This is a genomic window from Bradyrhizobium murdochi (genome assembly GCF_000472965.1).
Taxonomy (GTDB): domain Bacteria; phylum Pseudomonadota; class Alphaproteobacteria; order Rhizobiales; family Xanthobacteraceae; genus Bradyrhizobium; species Bradyrhizobium murdochi.
Genome location: NZ_AXAU01000002.1, coordinates 685932 through 702479, shown reverse-complemented (window position 1 = coordinate 702479; position 16548 = coordinate 685932). Strand labels below are relative to the sequence as shown.

Sequence of the window (16548 nt, the reverse complement as noted above, 5' to 3'; positions counted from 1 at the left end):
CGTCCAGACCTCCGGCTCGCAGCCGATCCTGGTGTTCGCCGACGACGGCCGCTCGATGGGGCTCGTGGTCGACGAGATCATCGACATCGTCGAGGAGCGGCTGCACATCGAGGTCGCCGGCCAGCAGGACGGCATTCTGGGNTCCGCCGTGATCAAGGGCCAGGCCACCGAGGTGATCGACGTCGGCCACTTCCTGCCGATGGCGTTTGCCGACTGGTTCTCGCGCAAGGAGATGCGGGCCTCCTCGACCGCGCAATCGGTGCTCTTGGTCGANGACTCAGCCTTCTTCCGCAACATGCTGGCGCCGGTCNTGAAAGCCGCCGGCTACAAGGTGCGGGTCGCGGTCAACGCCCAGGAGGGGCTCACCGCGCTGCGCTCGGGCCAGAGCTTCGACGTNGTGCTGACCGACATCGAGATGCCCGACATGAACGGCTTCGAGTTCGCCGAGACGATCCGGGCCGACAACAATCTGGGCCAGNTGCCGATCATCGCGCTGTCCTCGCTGGTGTCGCCGGCNGCGATCGAGCGCGGNCGGCAGGCCGGCTTCCACGANTACGTCGCCAAGTTCGACCGNCCCGGCCTGATCGCGGCGCTGAAGGAACAGACCGCCGAGACCCGGCGCGCGGCCTAAGCAAGCCTGGCCGGGGCATTAAGGAAGTTAGACCATGACAACCAAGACCGAGACCATCGAGGGCACCGTGGCCGAATACGTTACCGCCGTGATCGGCGGGCAATTGTTCGGCCTGCCGATCTCGCGGGTGCAGGACGTGTTCATGCCGGAACGGCTGACCCGGGTGCCGCTGTCCTCCGCCGAGATCGCCGGCGTGCTCAATCTGCGCGGCCGCATCGTCACCGTGGTCGACATGCGCGCCCGGCTCGGCTTGCCGAAGAACGACGACGGCAAGCCGCCGATGGCGGTCGGCGTCGACCTCAGGGGCGAGTCCTACGGCCTGTTGATCGACCAGATCGGCGAGGTGCTGCGGCTGCCCGACGCAAGCCGCGAGGAGAACCCCGTCAACCTCGACCCCCGCATGGCCAAGCTCGCCGGCGGCGTGCACCGCCTCGACGGCCAGCTCATGGTCGTCCTCGACGTCGATCGCGTTCTCGAAATCATGCCTGACCTGATGGCGGCATGAAAGTCCAACCCGATACGGAAACATCCCTCTTGGGAATTGATGTAAGTGGAGACCTAAAATGAAAACATGTCTGGTCGTTGATGACTCGAGCGTCATCCGAAAGGTCGCACGACGCATCCTCGAAGGTCTCGACTTTCAGATCGTCGAGGCCGAGGACGGCGAGAAGGCGCTTGAAGTCTGCAAGCGCGCGATGCCCGAGGCGGTTCTGCTCGACTGGAACATGCCGGTCATGGACGGCTACGAATTCCTCGGCAATCTGCGCCGCATGCCCGGTGGCGACGCGCCCAAGGTGGTGTTCTGCACCACCGAAAACGACGTCGCGCACATCGCGCGTGCGCTGCATGCCGGCGCCAACGAATACATCATGAAGCCGTTCGACAAGGACATCGTCACCGCGAAGTTCCAGGAAGTCGGCCTGATCTGATCTCTATGTGATCCCGGCGGCTCAACGGCCATCGGCGTTGGTTTTGCAAGTGTGCCGCTTGAGTTGGGTCGGGTGAAGTAATGAGTGTTGCGTTAACGAAGTCTCCGCCGCCAATCTCGACAAGGCAAGACAAGCTGCGCGTGATGGTGGTCGACGACTCCGTCGTGATCCGCGGGATGATCTCGCGCTGGATCGGCGCCGAGCCGGACATGGAGGTCTCCGCCTCCCTGCGCACCGGCCTCGACGCCGTCAACCAGATCGATCGCATCAAACCCGATGTCGCCGTGCTCGACATCGAAATGCCGGAGCTCGACGGCATTTCGGCGCTGCCCCAGTTGCTTGCGAAAAAGCGCGACCTCGTCATCATCATGGCGTCGACGCTGACCCGCCGCAATGCGGAGATCAGCTTCAAGGCGCTCTCGCTCGGCGCCGCCGACTACATTCCGAAGCCGGAAAGCACGCGCGAGGCCACCGCTGCCGAGACGTTCCACCACGATCTGATCCAGAAGATTCGCCATCTGGGCGCCAGGGCCCGCCGCCGTACGTCGCCTGGCGCGAGCCCGGCTCCGGCACCAGCCGAGCGGGTGCGGGAGGTATCCGTTCATCCGGTCGCCGCACCGGTTGCGCAACTGCCGCTGGCGCGCCGGCCCTTCAGCATGCTGGCGCCGCGTGTGCTTCTGATCGGCTCGTCGACCGGCGGCCCGCAGGCGCTGATGGCGCTGGTCGCCGACATCGGTCCGGTGATCGATCGTTTTCCGGTGCTGATCACCCAGCACATGCCGCCAACCTTCACCACGATTCTCGCCGAGCATCTGGCACGTGCGAGCCGCCGGCCGGCGCATGAGGCCGTTGACGGCGAGATCGTCAAGCCCGGCCGGATCTATCTTGCGCCGGGGGGCCGCCACATGCGCGTCGTGCGCCATGGCGCGGACGCCACGATCGCGCTCGACGACGGGCCGCCGGTGAATTTCTGCAAGCCTGCGGTGGACCCGCTGTTCAACTCCGCCATCGACGTCTGGCAGGGCAGCATCATGTCGGTGATTCTGACCGGCATGGGCTCCGACGGGATGCGCGGCGGCAAGGAGATCGTCGCCGCCGGCGGCAGCGTGATTGCCCAGGACGAAGCGACCAGCGTGGTGTGGGGCATGCCGGGCGCGGCCGCCAATGCAGGTATTTGCGCGGCAGTGCTGCCGCTCAATCAGATCGCGCCAAAACTGGTTCGGTTGTTTTCGGGAGATCGTTCGTGACGCCTTCAGACTATGAGTATCTGCGTAAGCTTCTGAAAGAGCGCTCCGGGCTCGATCTTTCGGCCGACAAGCAATATCTGGTCGAAAGCCGATTGCTGCCGTTGGCCCGCAAGTCCAGCCTGCCGGGCATTTCCCAACTCGTCGAGAAGATGAAGGGCGGAGCCAGCGCGCTGACGGCGGAGGTGGTCGAGGCGATGACCACCAACGAGACGTTTTTCTTCCGCGACAAGATTCCGTTCGATCATTTGCGAGAAGCGGTCATTCCGGCGCTGGTGCAGGCGCGCGCGGCCCGACGGTCGTTGCGCATCTGGTGCGCGGCTTCCTCCACCGGGCAGGAGCCGTATTCGATCGCGATGTGCCTGAAGGAGGCGGGCCCCCTGCTGTCCGGTTGGCGCACCGAGATCGTCGCGACCGACCTGTCGCAGGCGGTGCTGGAAAAATCGAAGGCCGGCATCTTCAGCCAGTTCGAGGTGCAGCGCGGATTGCCGATTGGGTTGCTGGTGAAATATTTCAGCCAGAACGGCGAGCTCTGGCAGATCAATGCCGAGATCCGCAGCATGGTGCAGCATCGTCAGCTCAACCTGATGCAGGACTTCTCCCATCTCGGCGTGTTCGACATCATCTTCTGCCGCAACGTGCTGATCTATTTCGATCAGAATACCAAGGCTAACATCTTCGAGCGGCTCTCCCGGATGATGGAGCCCGATGGCGTGCTGGCGCTGGGCGCTGCCGAATCGGTGGTCGGCATCACCAACAGCTTCAAGCCCTATCCGGAGCGGCGCGGACTTTACCGTCCGAACGTCGCGCCGGTGATACGGGTGGGGGCGTCGACGCTGGTGCCGCAGACGTTGAGGGCGGTTGCTTCGGCACTGTAGTAGGCCGCGCTCTCGGCAAGCATCTCGACGTCTAGACTCTTGTTTTGACGCGTTTTCTTGACGCGAACCGGCGTCCACCCACGGATCAAGTCCGAGGGCATGCTTCGCTCGAAAACGCTATGAGCGAAGCCAGCTACAGGATGGCGTGCGGCAGGAAGCGCGACGTGTTGCCGGTGATGGGGTTCTCGTCCTCGCGGATCGACAGACCGCATGGCGTGTGATCGACCAGCCAGCTTCCAAGCACCGGGTATAGGTCGGTGAAGCTCGGCAGCGGCGCGAAAGCTTGCCGGATGAATCCTTCCGCGCCATAGGGGCCCTGCTGCTCCGCGAGCGTGGTGCCGGCGCTGACGAGCGCGACGTTGGCGCCTTCGCGCGAATAGAGCGGCTTGCGCACGAACGAGGACCCGAGCATGGCCGCCTTGGGATCGTCCTCGAAATAGGCCGGCAGCAAATTGGGATGCTTCGGAAACATCTCCCACAGCAGGGGAAGGATGCCCTTGTTGGAGAGGATCGCCTTCCACGGCGGTTCGATCCAGCGGGTCGGCGCGGTTGCGAGTTTTTCGCCGAACGTGTCGCGGAACATCCATTCCCACGGATAGAGCTTGAAGGCGAGCTCGATGGCGCGGTCGTCGAGATCGACGAAGCGGCCATCGCCATCCAAGCCGACTTCCTTGATGTCCATCAATGTTGTCTTCAATCCGGCTTGGCTCGCAGTGTCCTGCAGATAGGCCAGCGTACCGGCATCCTCGGCATTGTCGGTCATTCCTGTGAGATGGAGATGCTTGGCGCCGCCATGTTTCTTCCAGGCGTCGATCAGGCGCTCGTGGATTGAATTGAACTGGTCGGCGCGTTTCGGGATGATGTTGCGCTCCATCGCCTGTTCGAGCCAGGTCCACTGAAAAACCGCTGCTTCGAAAATCGAGGTCGGCGTATCGGCGTTGTATTCCAGCAGTTTCGCGGGGCTCCAGCCGTCGTAGCTCAGGTCCAGCCGGCCGTAGAGGCTGGCGTCACGACGGCGCCAGCTTTCGGACATCAGCGGCCAGAACGCTTCGGGTATTTTCAAACGGCGCAAATACTTTTCGTCGTTGACCACACGGCCGACCAGCTCAAGGCACATCGCATCGATCTCGGCGGTGGGCGCCTCGATCCGCCGTTCGATTTCCTGCAGCGTGAACGCGTAATAGGCCCGTTCGTCCCAATAGCGTTCGCCATTGATGGTGTGAAAAGCAAACCCGACGCCTTCGGCCGTGGCAGGCCAGTCGTCACGTTCGGGGCAGACGATCCGCTGCATGAAATTCAACCGCCTGAAAAGCCGATGGCACGCCCGAACGAGCCGAAGCCGCCGCGCTGCACCGAATGCGAGCCGGAATCGGAGGAGGAATGGCTCGAGGAGGAGTAGTCGCTGCTATAGTAGCTGCTGCGCGACGAGCCGCCGCCGGAGCCGCCGCCATGGCCCGAGGAAGAGCTGTGGGAGGAGCACTCGGCGGTGTTTTGCGTCGGCGATGCCAAGTGCGGGTTTGGTTGCTCGCAAGTGCGGCTCGGCATCAGCGTATAGGCGGCACTGCCGACGGCAATCGTGCCCATCAGCAGGAGTGCAACATTGGCCGAACGCTTGGCCGGCGGCGGCGGAACGGGACGCGGCGCCGCCGGCACCGAGACCGGTTTGCGCTTGCCGAATTCAGGCTCTGAATTGTTCGCCATGATCAGTAGGTCATGCAAGCGGCGTTGATCGCGCCGGCGGCCAGCGAAGACAACCCGAGCCAGATCGCGGCGGCGAGTTCGCCCGATGCGATCCGCTTCGACAGGTTCGGCACCGGAACCCTGACGAGGTAATAGACGATGATCTGCACGATCAGCGCGATCGCGGCCCAGATCAGGCAATCCCAGACATTGGCCGAATGGGTGATGGCGCTGACCAGCGGCAGCACGAAGCCGAGCAGGCTCAGGCCCAGCGCAATCGCGGCGGCCGGCTCATTGGCGCGGATCAGATCGAACTCGTTGTGCGCCGTGACGCGGGTGTAGACGAAGAGGTAGGCCACCACGGCAACGATGGCCGTGCAGAAATAGACCAGGAACGCCGGCAGCCCGGCGAGGGATTGCAGAATCATTGAATTCGCCCCGACTCGTACGTTCCGGAAGGTTCGCACGATCTGTCAGTCGGTGCATCCGAGCGGCGGGTTCAATCCAACAATTTCTGCCCAAACAAAAACCCCGCCATTTCGGGCGGGGTTCGTAAAACTTCCATGGCGGCCTTGATACAGCCGACTATTCCTTGACCTCGATCTTGCCCTTCATCGCCGGGTGCAGGCCGCAGATATAATCGTAGATTCCGGCATCGGCGAGGGTGAGCTGGGTGGTCTGGCCTTTCAGTGCGATCGGCGAGCGCTGCGGCTTGGGGCCGGTGATCGTCACCTGGTGCAGCGAGGAATCGGTGTTGTGCCAGGTGATGGTCTGGCCCTTGCTGACGATGACGGTCTCCGGCCCGAACTTGAAGTCGGAGATTGAGACCACGCCCGGACCCGGCGCGGGCTTTGCCATGGCGCCTTCGGGCGTGCCCTTCAGGCCCGCCAGTGAGATAACGAAATCCTGCCCGGCATGCGGTTTGTGGCAGGTGAAGCAGGCCGTCAAATTGGCCTTGTCGTTGACTTTCTTGTCCGGGCCAAACGCCTGATACTCCCATTCGCCGTTCCGAATGTCGTCCTTGTACTCGGTGCCCCAGCCGTCGCGCTTTTCCATCACCGTGTAGGCGAGGAGGTCGCCCTTCTGGAAGCGACCGTTGGCATCCTTGAGCGGCTCGCCGGCCGCATCGAGCTGCGCCTTGTACTGCACCAGCGTCAGCACCGTGCCGCTCGGGATCGGCTGCCCCTTGCGTACCGCATCGACCGCCGCCGGCGTCGCATAGAGCTCGCGATACTGCTTGTTGTCGTAACGATCGACCGTGGCGTAGAGCGTGCCCTTGTCGAAATTCTCCGGGAAGGCGACCTTGTCGCCGCCGGCGAGCGCCGAATAGCCGATGAGTGCGCCCGACGCCGATCCGAGCGCGACAGCGGCAGCCAGCCTGACGTTTTTCATGACTTCCCCCTCGTTTGCGGACAACTCCGTCAAGTACGAGACACCGCGAAGCGGGTTTCAATCCGGGGAAGCGAATTTGGTCCAAACAAAAACCCCGCCATTTCGGGCGGGGTCCAGCCGGGAGGAGCGAGCCTTGCGGCTTGCCGTAAGCCCTGATCAGGCGGGGATGCGCTCGTCCGCCTCGTGCGGCTCGCGCAGCACGTAGCCGCGGCCCCACACGGTTTCGATGAAGTTGCGGCCTTCGGAGGCGTTCGCGAGCTTCTTGCGCAGCTTGCAGATGAAGACGTCGATGATCTTCAGCTCGGGCTCGTCCATGCCGCCATAGAGGTGATTGAGGAACATTTCCTTGGTGAGGGTGGTTCCCTTGCGGAGCGAGAGCAGCTCCAGCATCTGGTATTCCTTGCCGGTCAGGTGCACGCGCTGGCCGCCGACCTCGACCGTCTTGGTATCGAGATTGACCACGAGATCGCCGGTCTGGATGACCGACTGGGCGTGACCCTTGGAACGGCGCACGATCGCGTGGATGCGGGCAACCAGTTCGTCCTTGTGGAAGGGCTTGGTCATGTAGTCGTCAGCGCCGACACCGAGACCCTTGACCTTGTCCTCGATGCCGGCGAGGCCGGAGAGGATCAGAATGGGAGTCTTGATTTTCGATACCCGGAGCTGCTTGAGCACGTCGTAGCCGGACATGTCGGGCAGGTTCAGGTCGAGAAGGATAATATCGTAGTCGTAGAGCTTACCTAGATCGACGCCTTCTTCTCCGAGATCCGTCGTGTAGACGTTGAAACTCTCGGATTTCAGCATCAATTCGATCGACTGCGCGACGGCGCTGTCATCTTCTATCAGCAAAACGCGCATGCCAGTCCCCTTTAGTCCGCCGCTCCGGGCGTCAGGTCGGCCGCACTTGCGGCACTCAAAACGCCTTTAACAACTGATTCGGATCCTGACAGACACATGGTTAACAAAATCTGATTCCGGTTCGCAAGCTCTTTAAGTGCAATTTCTAACGAATCGCCCTAAGATGTTGCGCGGAAGCAGCTTTTCTCCATAATGCCCACTCAGGTTCCAGATTAAGAGGCGGGCCTAACCGACTCTCGCGTTAGCCCTTCTTCTGACGGGCAAGCGCTCTCAGTCACCAAAGACAGTGACGCAATGATTAATGATGCGGGTAAACACGAGGTTAAGCGCGGTTTCTTAAAGTGCGGAAACTTAAGGTTTTCGCAATGAAGGCGCTGGCGGAGCAGATCGGCGATATCGACGGCGTCAATATATATGGCCGTGTTGTGGGCGTGCGCGGCCTGATGGTCGAGATCGCGGGACCTATCCATGCGATGTCGGTCGGCGCCCGCATCGTGATCGACACCGGCGGCGACCGCTTCATCCCGGCCGAGGTGATCGGCTTTTCCGGCAGCAATGCGGTCGTGATGCCGTTCGGCGGGCTCGACGGCGTCCGGCGAGGTTGCCGCGCCGTGATCGCTACCGCCGCGAGCCAAGTGCGTCCGTCGCCGGCCTGGCTCGGCCGCGTCATCAACGCCATGGGGGAACCGATCGACGGCAAGGGGCCACTGGTGCAGGGCCCGTCGCCGATGCCCTATCGCAACGCGCCGCCGCCGGCGCATTCGCGCAAGCGCGTCGGGGCGCCGCTCGATCTCGGCGTGCGGGCGCTCAACACGTTCCTGACCTGCTGCCGCGGCCAGCGCCTCGGCATCTTCGCCGGTTCCGGTGTCGGCAAATCGGTGCTGCTCTCGATGCTCGCGCGCAACGTCGATGCCGATATCACTGTCATCGGCCTGATCGGCGAACGCGGCCGCGAGGTGCAGGAATTTCTACAGGAGGATCTCGGCGACGAGGGCCTCGCGCGCTCCGTCGTGGTGGTGGCGACATCGGACGAGCCCGCCCTGATGCGGCGGCAGGCCGCCTACCTGACGCTGGCAATTGCCGAATACTTTCGCGACGAGGACAAGGACGTGCTGTGCCTGATGGACTCGGTCACGCGCTTTGCGATGGCACAGCGCGAGATCGGGCTGTCGGCCGGGGAGCCGCCGACCGCGAAAGGCTATACGCCGACGGTGTTCACGGAGCTGCCAAAACTCCTGGAACGGGCAGGGCCGGGCACCGGCGTCGGCACCATCACTGCCATTTTCACGGTCTTGGTCGACGGCGACGACCATAACGAGCCAATCGCGGACGCGGTTCGTGGCATTCTGGACGGCCATATCGTGATGCAACGCTCGATTGCAGAGCGCGGACGGTTTCCCGCAATCAACATCCTCAAATCGGTCTCGCGCACCATGCCGAGGTCGGCCAATCCCGACTATCTTCCCATCATCATGCGGGGCCGGCAGGTGATGGCGACCTACGCCGATATGGAGGAACTGATCCGGCTTGGCGCCTATCGGGCAGGCTCGAGCCCGGAGGTCGACGAGGCGATCCGGTTGCATGAGCCGCTGGAGGCCTTTCTGCGCCAGGCCAAGGACGAAAAATCGAGCCTCGATGACGGCTACCGCCAATTGGCGCAGATCCTCGCCAATTTGGAAACGGAACGCTAACTTTGTCAGGCCATCATCCCCGGCACATGATTAATGAAGCCGGTGGGGTCCCCCGAGGGAGCCGGCTCCGTCCCGCGTTCAGATTGGGACTTCTGGGGAGTATGAGTCGATGAAGTCACGAGAAACGCTGATCCGCCTGAAGAAATTTCAGGTCGACGAGAAGCGCCGAAGGGTTACCCAGATCGAAGGCATGATCGCCGACTTCCAGCGGATGTCGGTCGATCTCGAGCGCGAAATCCAGACCGAGCAGGAGCGGGCCGGAATCAACGATCCCTCCCACTTCGCCTATCCGACCTACGCCAAGGCCGCGATCCAGCGCCGGGAAAACCTGACCCGCTCCGCCGACGAACTGCGCATCCAGCTCGAGGATGCCAAGGGTCTGTTGAGCGAAGCCTTCGAGGAATTGAAAAAGGTCGAACTGCTCGACGAGCGCGACCAGGCGCGCGAGCGCGCCGAGGAGAGCGCCCGCGAGCAGGCCGACATGGATAGTATCGGCCTGATGCGCGCCCGGCTTGGCGTCGCCTGACGCTTCTCACGCCATCGGTTGAACGATCGAAAACCCGGGCCTCACGGCCCGGGTTTTTTCTTTGATCTTTCTTGGCCAATCTTCCGGAATCGGCGACTTGGTGGCCCCTGTGACGCAAGATATGCTACGAAACTTCTCGTCGGCTCCGGCGTAGCACGCATTGGAGGAGCGGGATTGTGGGGGACGCTGAATGCTGACGCCAGCGGAGCTGGTCTGGCTGATTGCCGCGGTGGCGAAGGGGGATGAGGCCGCTTTTGAGCGCCTTTACGCCGCCACGCGTGCGAAACTCTTCGGCGTCGTGCTCCGTATCTTGCGGCGTCAGGACCTCGCGGAGGAGGTCATTCAGGAGGCTTACGTCAAGATCTGGAACAGCGCCGGACAGTTCAACCCTGCGCTCGCTTCGCCGATCACGTGGATGGCGTCGATCGCGCGCAACCGGGCGATCGACGTGGTGCGCAAGAAGAGCGAATCCTCGATCGAGGAGGAGCCGACCGCGATGGAAGTGGCGGCCGAGTCGCCCGATCCGCTGGCGCGGCGCGAGATGACGGAAGAGTTGAAGCGGTTGCTGGAATGCGTCGGCCGCCTGGAGCCGGATCGGCAGAAGCTCGTGCTGCTCGCTTATTACAACGGCTGGAGCCGCGAACAACTCGCCGCCAAGTTCGAGACACCGGTGAATACGGTGAAGACGTGGCTGCGCCGCAGCATGATGGAAATAAGGGAGTGTCTCGGACTGGGGTCCGGATCTTGAACGATGGCCTATAGCGAAGACCATATCGCGCTCGCCGCGGAATATGCGCTCGGCACCCTCGATGCCGGCGAGCGCGCGCAGGTCGAGACCATGATGGCCGTCGATGCCGAATACAGCGCGCTCGTTCACGCCTGGGAGTACCGGCTCGGCGTCTTGAACCAGATGGTCGGTTCCGTCGAACCGCGTCCGATCGTGTGGGAAAACATCAAGGCCGCGATTGGACGTTCCACCGAAGCGCAGGCGCCGCTGACGCTGCCTGAGGCGCCGCAGACTGCGCCGCCGCCTGAACCCACGGCTGGGCCGGTGGCTCCCGCGGTAGCTGAGGCGCCGCCAGCCGTCACGGGCGGTCCGGTTGCGGATAATGTCATTCAGTTGTCCAGTCGCGCGAAGCGCTGGCGCAACGTGGCTTCCTTCGCCACCGCAATTGCCGCAGCGCTGATCGCGATGCTGGCGGTGCAGGTCTATCGGCCGGAACTGTTGCCGGAGGCGCTGCGGCCGCAGCCGCGCATCCAGACCGTCGAGGTGAAGACGCCGGCGCCACAACCGACACCCTCGGCGCAATATGTCGCGTTGCTGCAGCGTGACGGCGGCGCGCCCGCGTTCATTTTGACGGTCGACGCCGCGACCAAAAACTTCACCGTCCGCAAGGTCGGCGCCGATGCCGAGCCCGGCAAGAGCTTTGAGCTCTGGCTGATTTCCGACCGCCTGCCGCAACCGCGCTCGCTCGGCGTGATCGGCGGCAGCGATTTCACCGCGCGCCCGGTGCTCGCCGCCTTCGACGCCAGTACGATCAACACCGCGCTCTATGCGGTGACGGTCGAGCAGGCCGGCGGCTCGCCAAGCGGCCAGCCGACCTCGGCGCCGATCTTTACCGGCAAGCTGATCGAGACGGTGCCTGGGCGGTAGTGCCTAGCATCTCCTCATGGTGGGGAGCGCGCTCTTGCGCGCGTCTCGAACCATGAGGCCCCGGCTACAGCCAAGCGCAAATCTCACCCGAGGCCATCCTTCGAGACGCCCGCTGCGCGGGCTCCTCAGGATGAGGTCGGTGGGTGTGTAGGGATGACGTCGGTGGGTGTGTCGGACGAGGTTGCGGTGATCTCGGGACCGCGCCAACAAAAAGAAAACGCCCGTGGGGAGCGGGCGTTTTCGCAGTCAACTTGGGGGTAGTTGGGGTCTTTATATATCCACGTGGCGACTTTGGGGGGCTGTAAAGAGCCACGTGAATTCCGTAAATTCCTGTTTTCGGATTCCTCCGTTAACGTACGACTGAGTTACCGGTGCTGGTGATCGCCACCGGCTTGCCGGCCTTCATCACGCTCGTGCTCGCGGTCTGGGTGAGACCTTCATCCGAGCTGTTGCGTGCGGAGATGCTGAACCCGGCGACCACGACACCTGCCACGAGGGCCACGACCACGATCTTGAGATGGGTCGTGCGATCCGCGCTGTAGATCGAATGGTTCATGGAAGTCTCCTGCCGCCTCCGGCCTAACGGATTTGTTGGATGCGTCCGCAGGCTGGTTCAACGTCTCGCGTCGGGAAACGTAGGACTCCGGGATCCGTTTCCAAAGGAGCGATCACAAGGCGGTGAAAAGACTTGAACGGCCGCGATTGGAACGTCCGCGGCGATCGCCAGAAATGAATAAATATTCAGTCTCTGTAACAGCTTATGCGGAGCTCACCGCTTCTTAAGGCCGAATGGCGCCGGATGGGCCATTTTCGACAAACCATTTGCCTGTGGCGAAAAGGCTTCGTCATTTTCGCCGGTGATTTGCGCCGCGCCGCCGCCAAACTAGACGCTGCCAACCGTCTTCAGCCGCGCGCGCGGGTGAATTTCCGCCTGCGACAACACGGTGGTTTGCGAGCGGAACCGCTCGACCAGCGAGCGCACGAACGGGCGGATTGCAGCGGAGGTGACCAGCACCGGCGCCTCGCCCTCGCGCGCTGCCTGCTCGAAGGCGTTGCGAACGCTGGTCATGAACTCCGACAGTTTTGAAGGCTGCATGGCGAGGCTGCGCTCTTCGCCCTGGCCCACGATCGATTCCGCAAACGCCTGCTCCCACCGCGCCGACAGCGCGATCAGCGGCAGATAACCGTTGTATGTGGTATTCTGCGCGCAGATCTGGCGCGCCAGCCGAGCGCGGACGTGCTCGACCATGGTGGCGGGGTTGCGCGAGAAGGCGAGCGCGTCGGCAATGCCCTCGAGGATGGTGGAGAGGTCGCGGATCGAGATCCGCTCGGCCAGCAGAAGCTGCAGCACGCGCTGGATGCCCGACACCGTGACCTGGCTCGGCACGATGTCCTTGACCAGCTCGCCCTGTTCCTTAGGCAGGTCCTTCAAGAGCTTCTGCACCTCGCCGTAGGACAGCAAGTCGCTCATGTTGTTCTTGAGCAGCTCGGTGAGATGCGTCGACAGCACGGTCGCGGCATCGACCACCGTGTAGCCCTTCAGCGAGGCCTCTTCCTTCAGCGCGGCATCGACCCAGGTGGCCGGCAGGCCGAACGTCGGCTCGACGGTGTGGATGCCGGGCACGCCGACCTGGTTGCCGGCCGGATCCATCACCATGAACTGGTTCGGCCAGATCTTGCCGGTGCCGGCGTCCACTTCTTTGATCTTGATGACGTAGGTGTTGGCCTCGAGCTGGACGTTGTCGAGGATGCGCACGGCGGGCATCACAAAGCCCATTTCGATCGCGAGCGAGCGGCGCAACGCCTTGATTTGCTCGGTCAGGCGGTCGGTGCCGTCAGGGCCGTTGACCAGCGGCAACAGCGCATAGCCGAGCTCGATCTTGAGGTCGTCGATCTTGAGCGCGGTGGCGATCGGCTCTTCGGCCGCGGCGTTGGCGGCAGCCGCCGCGAGATCGGGCGCAGCGGCAGCGGCTGCTTCGGCAGCCTTGGTGACGTTGTTGCGGTTTCGCGCTTTCCAGGCCAGCGCCGCGGCACCGCCGCCGAGCGCCAGGAACGGCAGCATCGGGATGCCCGGCAACAGCGCCAGCACCAGCATCACGCCAGCCGACATGCCGAGCGCCTGCGGGTAACCCGAGAGCTGCTTCATCAGCGCCTTGTCGGCCGCACCGGTGATGCCGGCCTTCGACACCAAAAGGCCCGCGGCAGTGGAGACAATCAGCGCCGGCACCTGCGTCACCAGGCCGTCGCCGACCGTCAGAATGGTGTAGGTGCGGGCGGCATCGCCAAAGCTCATGCCCTGCTGGGCGACGCCGATGATGATGCCGCCGATGACGTTGATGAAGACGATCAAGAGGCCCGCGATAGCGTCGCCGCGGACGAACTTCGAGGCGCCGTCCATGGCGCCGAAGAAGCCGCTTTCGTCCTCGAGTGCCTTGCGGCGCTCCTTGGCGGTCTTCTCGTCGATCAGGCCGGCGGAGAGATCGGCGTCGATCGCCATCTGCTTGCCCGGCATCGAATCCAGTTGGAAGCGCGCGGCGACTTCGGCGATGCGCCCCGAACCTTTGGTGATGACGACGAAGTTCACGATCACGAGGATCGCGAACACGATAATTCCGATCACGAAATTACCGCTCATCACGAAATTGCCGAAGGCCTCGATGACGTGGCCGGCGGCGGCCGTGCCCTCATGGCCGTGCGACAGGATCAGCCGGGTGGAGGCCATGTTCAGCGAGAGCCGCAGCATGGTCGAGATCAAGAGCACGGTCGGGAACGCCGAGAATTCCAGCGGCGCCTGGATGAACAGCGACGTCATCAGGATCAGAATCGACACCGTGATCGAGATCGCCAGGAACAGGTCGAGAACGATGGCCGGCAGCGGCAGGATCAGCACCACGAGGATGACGAGGACGCCGAGCGCCAGCGCCAGATCGCCGCGCTTCAGGATATCGCCGATTTCGCTCAAGGACGGAAACTTGCCGCCCGTGCCTGCGCCGCCCTGACCCGCCGTGACATCGACCATGGTAGCCGCTTCCCCCCGCGTGTGCCGCCATCGGGCGCCAGACGTCTTGGCGGCGGCCGAAGGACCGCCGTTCCGAAAGTGAGGCACCGCACTGGCGTCCACGGGGTTCCTCCCGTTTTACGCGGCCGACGACACTCGACTTCACCCGGCAATTTTTGCCCGGTGTATGGTTAGCAAAGGGTTAACGGCAGGTGATCAAGGCCGTCATTCCGGGGCGATGCGCCCGCATCGAACCCGGAATCTCGCGCAGCATGCACCGTCTTACCCCGCGGCTTAGATCGCGCCCGCCGATTGAAGTCATTCCTTCACACCGGGGCCGCGCGCGAGCGCCGCCGATTGCTGCAGGCTGATGCCATGGGCGAGCGGGTCTGCGTGGCGATGCACCAGGTGCCACTGGTCCCCGTTCCGCCGATAGACCAGCGTAACGCGCAGCGCCCATTCCTGTGCGGGCAGCCCCCCGACCTCGACATGGTCCCGTTCGATCAGCGCGAGAACCACCATGTCGGCCGAGCCATAGGATTGGACGACCTCCTGCTTGTGGGTGCCGTTCTTGAAGAACCGTCCCATCCTGTCCCACGTCTCGGACGTATACTGCGAGCCGTGCGAGGGTGGTCCGCCGAACGGAGACATCAATGTGAAATCGTCGGCGATGGCGATCATCGCTCGGTAAGTCTCTGCGTCTCCCCGCATCAGCGCCGCGTTCGACACCTCGGAATGCTTGATCAGCTTGGCGATCGCATCTTCCGCCGCAGCCGGCTGCGCTGCCACGAGCGGCAGACCCGCCATCGCCGGGATGGCGCGACGCCGGGATAACGCCGGAGGCGAGCCCGCGCCGGGCGTCAGCGGTGATTTCTTCGACATATAAGCACCCCAGTGTTGAACGAACTCGTGTGATGAGCGAGGCGCTAGATGACCCTTTGGGTATCGTGAAGCCAGTGATAAAGTCTCAGCACCATGCTGAAGCCGGCTCAGCTCCTGCGTATCGATCTCAGTCTCCTGGTGTTGTTCAGCACCGTGCTCGAGGAGGGTCATGTTGCGCGCGCGGCGGAAAGACTCAATCTCACCCCCTCGGCCGTCAGCCATGGGCTGCGCCGGCTGCGGCATCTCCTGCATGATCCGCTATTCCTCAAGACGCCCGGTGGCGTGAAGCCGACGGACCGGGCCCTCGCACTTGCCGGTCCAGTTGCGGAGGCTCTCGCGCGTGTCGATGGAATCATGTCGATGGCCGGACCGTTCGACCCCGGAAGCACGCGGCGATGCTTTACGATCGGTGCGCCTGATGCATTGGCGGCCGTCTTCCTCGGCCCTCTCGTTTCCCGCTTGGCCCGCGAGGCGCCGGGTGTCGACATCCGGTTGCTGCAGCTCATGCCGCAACATCACGGCAAGCCGACGAGCCAAGTCTGGCAAACCACACTCACGGAGCTCGACTCCCAGCGGCTCGATCTTGCAATACTCCCGATCGGCCCGTTGCCGCCCCGTTTCGCCGAGCGGTTGCTGTTTGAGGAAGACTTCGTCGTCGCCATGCGAAAAGGTCATCCGCTGGCGCGCGCACCAAACCTGGCAGCATACCTGAAGGCACGGCACATGCTGGTTTCGGCCATCGGCGATGCGCTAGGAGTCGTCGATGCCATGCTCGCCGAGCGGGGGCATTCGCGGCGCGTGGCGCTGACGGTGCCGAACTTCATGATGGCGCTGGTTCAGCTCGCCGAAAGCGATCTGGTTGCGACCTTGCCGCGAAGGCTGATCGAGTACCACGCCGCGCGGTTCAACCTGGTGATGCGCCCGGTGCCGTTGCCCTGGAGGCCCGATCCGATACGCCTCGTCGCATCGCAGTCCGCGATGGCCGATGCCGGCATCGCTTGGCTGTTCGAGACGTTGGCGAGCTCCACAAGTACGAGCACCGGCTCGCGCTCAAGCCAAGAACGGAAGCGTCGCAAGCCGTGTTGACGGTAGCCCCCTCGCTGAGGTCGATCAAAAATGATCCGTCGCGGAAGTTTTTTGAGAGTTCGCTTCCGCCGGCACCATTCGCTTTTGGGCTGCGTGGAA

At 63.4% G+C, this 16548-nt stretch carries 18 protein-coding genes; 10 read left to right on the top strand and 8 right to left on the bottom strand.

The window, feature by feature from the left end:
- From YUO_RS0110765 to YUO_RS0110745, 5 genes are all read left to right on the top strand, one after another.
- Positions 1-631, top strand: a 631-nt coding sequence (locus tag YUO_RS0110765) for a response regulator (RefSeq protein WP_028347255.1), incomplete at its 5' end; no start/stop codon positions are given.
- Between the two features lie 34 nt (positions 632-665).
- Positions 666-1136 (top strand): chemotaxis protein CheW, encoded by a 471-nt coding sequence (locus YUO_RS0110760; protein ID WP_028347254.1) that lies wholly within the window; start codon positions 666-668, stop codon positions 1134-1136.
- A 58-nt stretch (positions 1137-1194) separates the two neighbouring features.
- Positions 1195-1560: a response regulator gene (locus YUO_RS0110755; protein WP_028347253.1), complete on the top strand. Its 366-nt coding sequence runs from the start codon at positions 1195-1197 to the stop codon at positions 1558-1560.
- A gap of 80 nt (positions 1561-1640) precedes the next feature.
- Positions 1641-2807, top strand: coding sequence for a protein-glutamate methylesterase/protein-glutamine glutaminase (locus YUO_RS0110750; protein ID WP_028347252.1), 1167 nt, complete (start codon positions 1641-1643; stop codon positions 2805-2807).
- Complete coding sequence (locus tag YUO_RS0110745; protein WP_028347251.1) at positions 2804-3682, top strand: CheR family methyltransferase; 879 nt, start codon at positions 2804-2806, stop codon at positions 3680-3682. Before YUO_RS0110750 ends, YUO_RS0110745 begins: the two co-directional genes overlap by 4 nt.
- A gap of 133 nt (positions 3683-3815) precedes the next feature.
- Here the strand turns inward: YUO_RS0110745 and YUO_RS0110740 are convergent, their stop codons facing one another.
- From YUO_RS0110740 to ctrA, 5 genes are all read right to left on the bottom strand, one after another.
- Positions 3816-4973 (bottom strand): glutathionylspermidine synthase family protein, encoded by a 1158-nt coding sequence (locus YUO_RS0110740; protein ID WP_028347250.1) that lies wholly within the window; start codon positions 4971-4973, stop codon positions 3816-3818.
- A gap of 5 nt (positions 4974-4978) precedes the next feature.
- Positions 4979-5383 carry a hypothetical protein gene (locus YUO_RS0110735; RefSeq protein ID WP_028347249.1) on the bottom strand — a complete coding sequence of 135 codons (405 nt, stop codon included), beginning with the start codon at positions 5381-5383 and terminating at the stop codon, positions 4979-4981.
- A gap of 2 nt (positions 5384-5385) precedes the next feature.
- Complete coding sequence (locus YUO_RS0110730) at positions 5386-5790, bottom strand: DUF350 domain-containing protein (RefSeq protein ID WP_028347248.1); 405 nt, start codon at positions 5788-5790, stop codon at positions 5386-5388.
- A gap of 157 nt (positions 5791-5947) precedes the next feature.
- Positions 5948-6754 (bottom strand): cytochrome P460 family protein, encoded by an 807-nt coding sequence (locus YUO_RS43760; RefSeq protein ID WP_051379363.1) that lies wholly within the window; start codon positions 6752-6754, stop codon positions 5948-5950.
- Positions 6755-6910: 156 nt separating this feature from the next.
- Entirely contained in the window at positions 6911-7612 is a 702-nt protein-coding gene (ctrA, locus tag YUO_RS0110720) for a response regulator transcription factor CtrA (RefSeq protein ID WP_016848562.1), read from the bottom strand.
- A gap of 365 nt (positions 7613-7977) precedes the next feature.
- Between ctrA and fliI the strand changes: the two genes are divergently transcribed.
- The 4 genes from fliI to YUO_RS0110700 all read left to right on the top strand — a co-directional run bounded on the left by fliI (position 7978) and on the right by YUO_RS0110700 (position 11483).
- On the top strand, positions 7978-9303 hold the full coding sequence (fliI, locus tag YUO_RS0110715; RefSeq protein ID WP_028347247.1) for a flagellar protein export ATPase FliI: 1326 nt from the start codon (positions 7978-7980) through the stop codon (positions 9301-9303).
- Positions 9304-9412: 109 nt separating this feature from the next.
- The gene (gene fliJ, locus YUO_RS0110710; RefSeq protein WP_028347246.1) at positions 9413-9829 is read left to right on the top strand and encodes a flagellar export protein FliJ; all 417 of its coding nucleotides are present in this window, start codon (positions 9413-9415) and stop codon (positions 9827-9829) included.
- Positions 9830-10019: 190 nt separating this feature from the next.
- Positions 10020-10577 carry a sigma-70 family RNA polymerase sigma factor gene (locus YUO_RS0110705; protein ID WP_028347245.1) on the top strand — a complete coding sequence of 186 codons (558 nt, stop codon included), beginning with the start codon at positions 10020-10022 and terminating at the stop codon, positions 10575-10577.
- Between the two features lie 3 nt (positions 10578-10580).
- Positions 10581-11483, top strand: a complete 903-nt coding sequence (locus YUO_RS0110700) for an anti-sigma factor (RefSeq protein ID WP_028347244.1) — start codon at positions 10581-10583, stop codon at positions 11481-11483.
- Between the two features lie 349 nt (positions 11484-11832).
- Here the strand turns inward: YUO_RS0110700 and YUO_RS0110695 are convergent, their stop codons facing one another.
- The 3 genes from YUO_RS0110695 to YUO_RS0110685 form a co-directional block, all read right to left on the bottom strand.
- Complete coding sequence (locus YUO_RS0110695; protein WP_028347243.1) at positions 11833-12039, bottom strand: hypothetical protein; 207 nt, start codon at positions 12037-12039, stop codon at positions 11833-11835.
- Positions 12040-12366: 327 nt separating this feature from the next.
- Positions 12367-14502, bottom strand: a complete 2136-nt coding sequence (gene flhA, locus YUO_RS0110690; protein ID WP_028347242.1) for a flagellar biosynthesis protein FlhA — start codon at positions 14500-14502, stop codon at positions 12367-12369.
- Positions 14503-14799: 297 nt separating this feature from the next.
- On the bottom strand, positions 14800-15363 hold the full coding sequence (locus YUO_RS0110685) for a YybH family protein (protein ID WP_063830285.1): 564 nt from the start codon (positions 15361-15363) through the stop codon (positions 14800-14802).
- A gap of 93 nt (positions 15364-15456) precedes the next feature.
- Between YUO_RS0110685 and YUO_RS0110680 the strand changes: the two genes are divergently transcribed.
- Positions 15457-16449, top strand: a complete 993-nt coding sequence (locus YUO_RS0110680) for a LysR family transcriptional regulator (RefSeq protein WP_028347240.1) — start codon at positions 15457-15459, stop codon at positions 16447-16449.
- The last annotated feature ends 99 nt before the right edge of the window (positions 16450-16548 follow it).

Coding starts and splice junctions, on each gene's coding strand:
- YUO_RS0110705 (WP_028347245.1), top strand. CDS start 10,020: ATGCTGACGCCAGCGGAGCTGGTCTGGCTGATTGCCGCGGTGGCGAAG.
- flhA (WP_028347242.1), bottom strand. CDS start 14,502: ATGGTCGATGTCACGGCGGGTCAGGGCGGCGCAGGCACGGGCGGCAAG.
- YUO_RS0110680 (WP_028347240.1), top strand. CDS start 15,457: ATGCTGAAGCCGGCTCAGCTCCTGCGTATCGATCTCAGTCTCCTGGTG.
- ctrA (WP_016848562.1), bottom strand. CDS start 7,612: ATGCGCGTTTTGCTGATAGAAGATGACAGCGCCGTCGCGCAGTCGATC.
- YUO_RS0110760 (WP_028347254.1), top strand. CDS start 666: ATGACAACCAAGACCGAGACCATCGAGGGCACCGTGGCCGAATACGTT.
- fliI (WP_028347247.1), top strand. CDS start 7,978: ATGAAGGCGCTGGCGGAGCAGATCGGCGATATCGACGGCGTCAATATA.
- YUO_RS0110750 (WP_028347252.1), top strand. CDS start 1,641: ATGAGTGTTGCGTTAACGAAGTCTCCGCCGCCAATCTCGACAAGGCAA.
- YUO_RS0110740 (WP_028347250.1), bottom strand. CDS start 4,973: ATGCAGCGGATCGTCTGCCCCGAACGTGACGACTGGCCTGCCACGGCC.
- YUO_RS0110735 (WP_028347249.1), bottom strand. CDS start 5,383: ATGGCGAACAATTCAGAGCCTGAATTCGGCAAGCGCAAACCGGTCTCG.
- YUO_RS43760 (WP_051379363.1), bottom strand. CDS start 6,754: ATGAAAAACGTCAGGCTGGCTGCCGCTGTCGCGCTCGGATCGGCGTCG.
- YUO_RS0110730 (WP_028347248.1), bottom strand. CDS start 5,790: ATGATTCTGCAATCCCTCGCCGGGCTGCCGGCGTTCCTGGTCTATTTC.
- YUO_RS0110695 (WP_028347243.1), bottom strand. CDS start 12,039: ATGAACCATTCGATCTACAGCGCGGATCGCACGACCCATCTCAAGATC.
- YUO_RS0110700 (WP_028347244.1), top strand. CDS start 10,581: ATGGCCTATAGCGAAGACCATATCGCGCTCGCCGCGGAATATGCGCTC.
- fliJ (WP_028347246.1), top strand. CDS start 9,413: ATGAAGTCACGAGAAACGCTGATCCGCCTGAAGAAATTTCAGGTCGAC.
- YUO_RS0110685 (WP_063830285.1), bottom strand. CDS start 15,363: ATGTCGAAGAAATCACCGCTGACGCCCGGCGCGGGCTCGCCTCCGGCG.
- YUO_RS0110755 (WP_028347253.1), top strand. CDS start 1,195: ATGAAAACATGTCTGGTCGTTGATGACTCGAGCGTCATCCGAAAGGTC.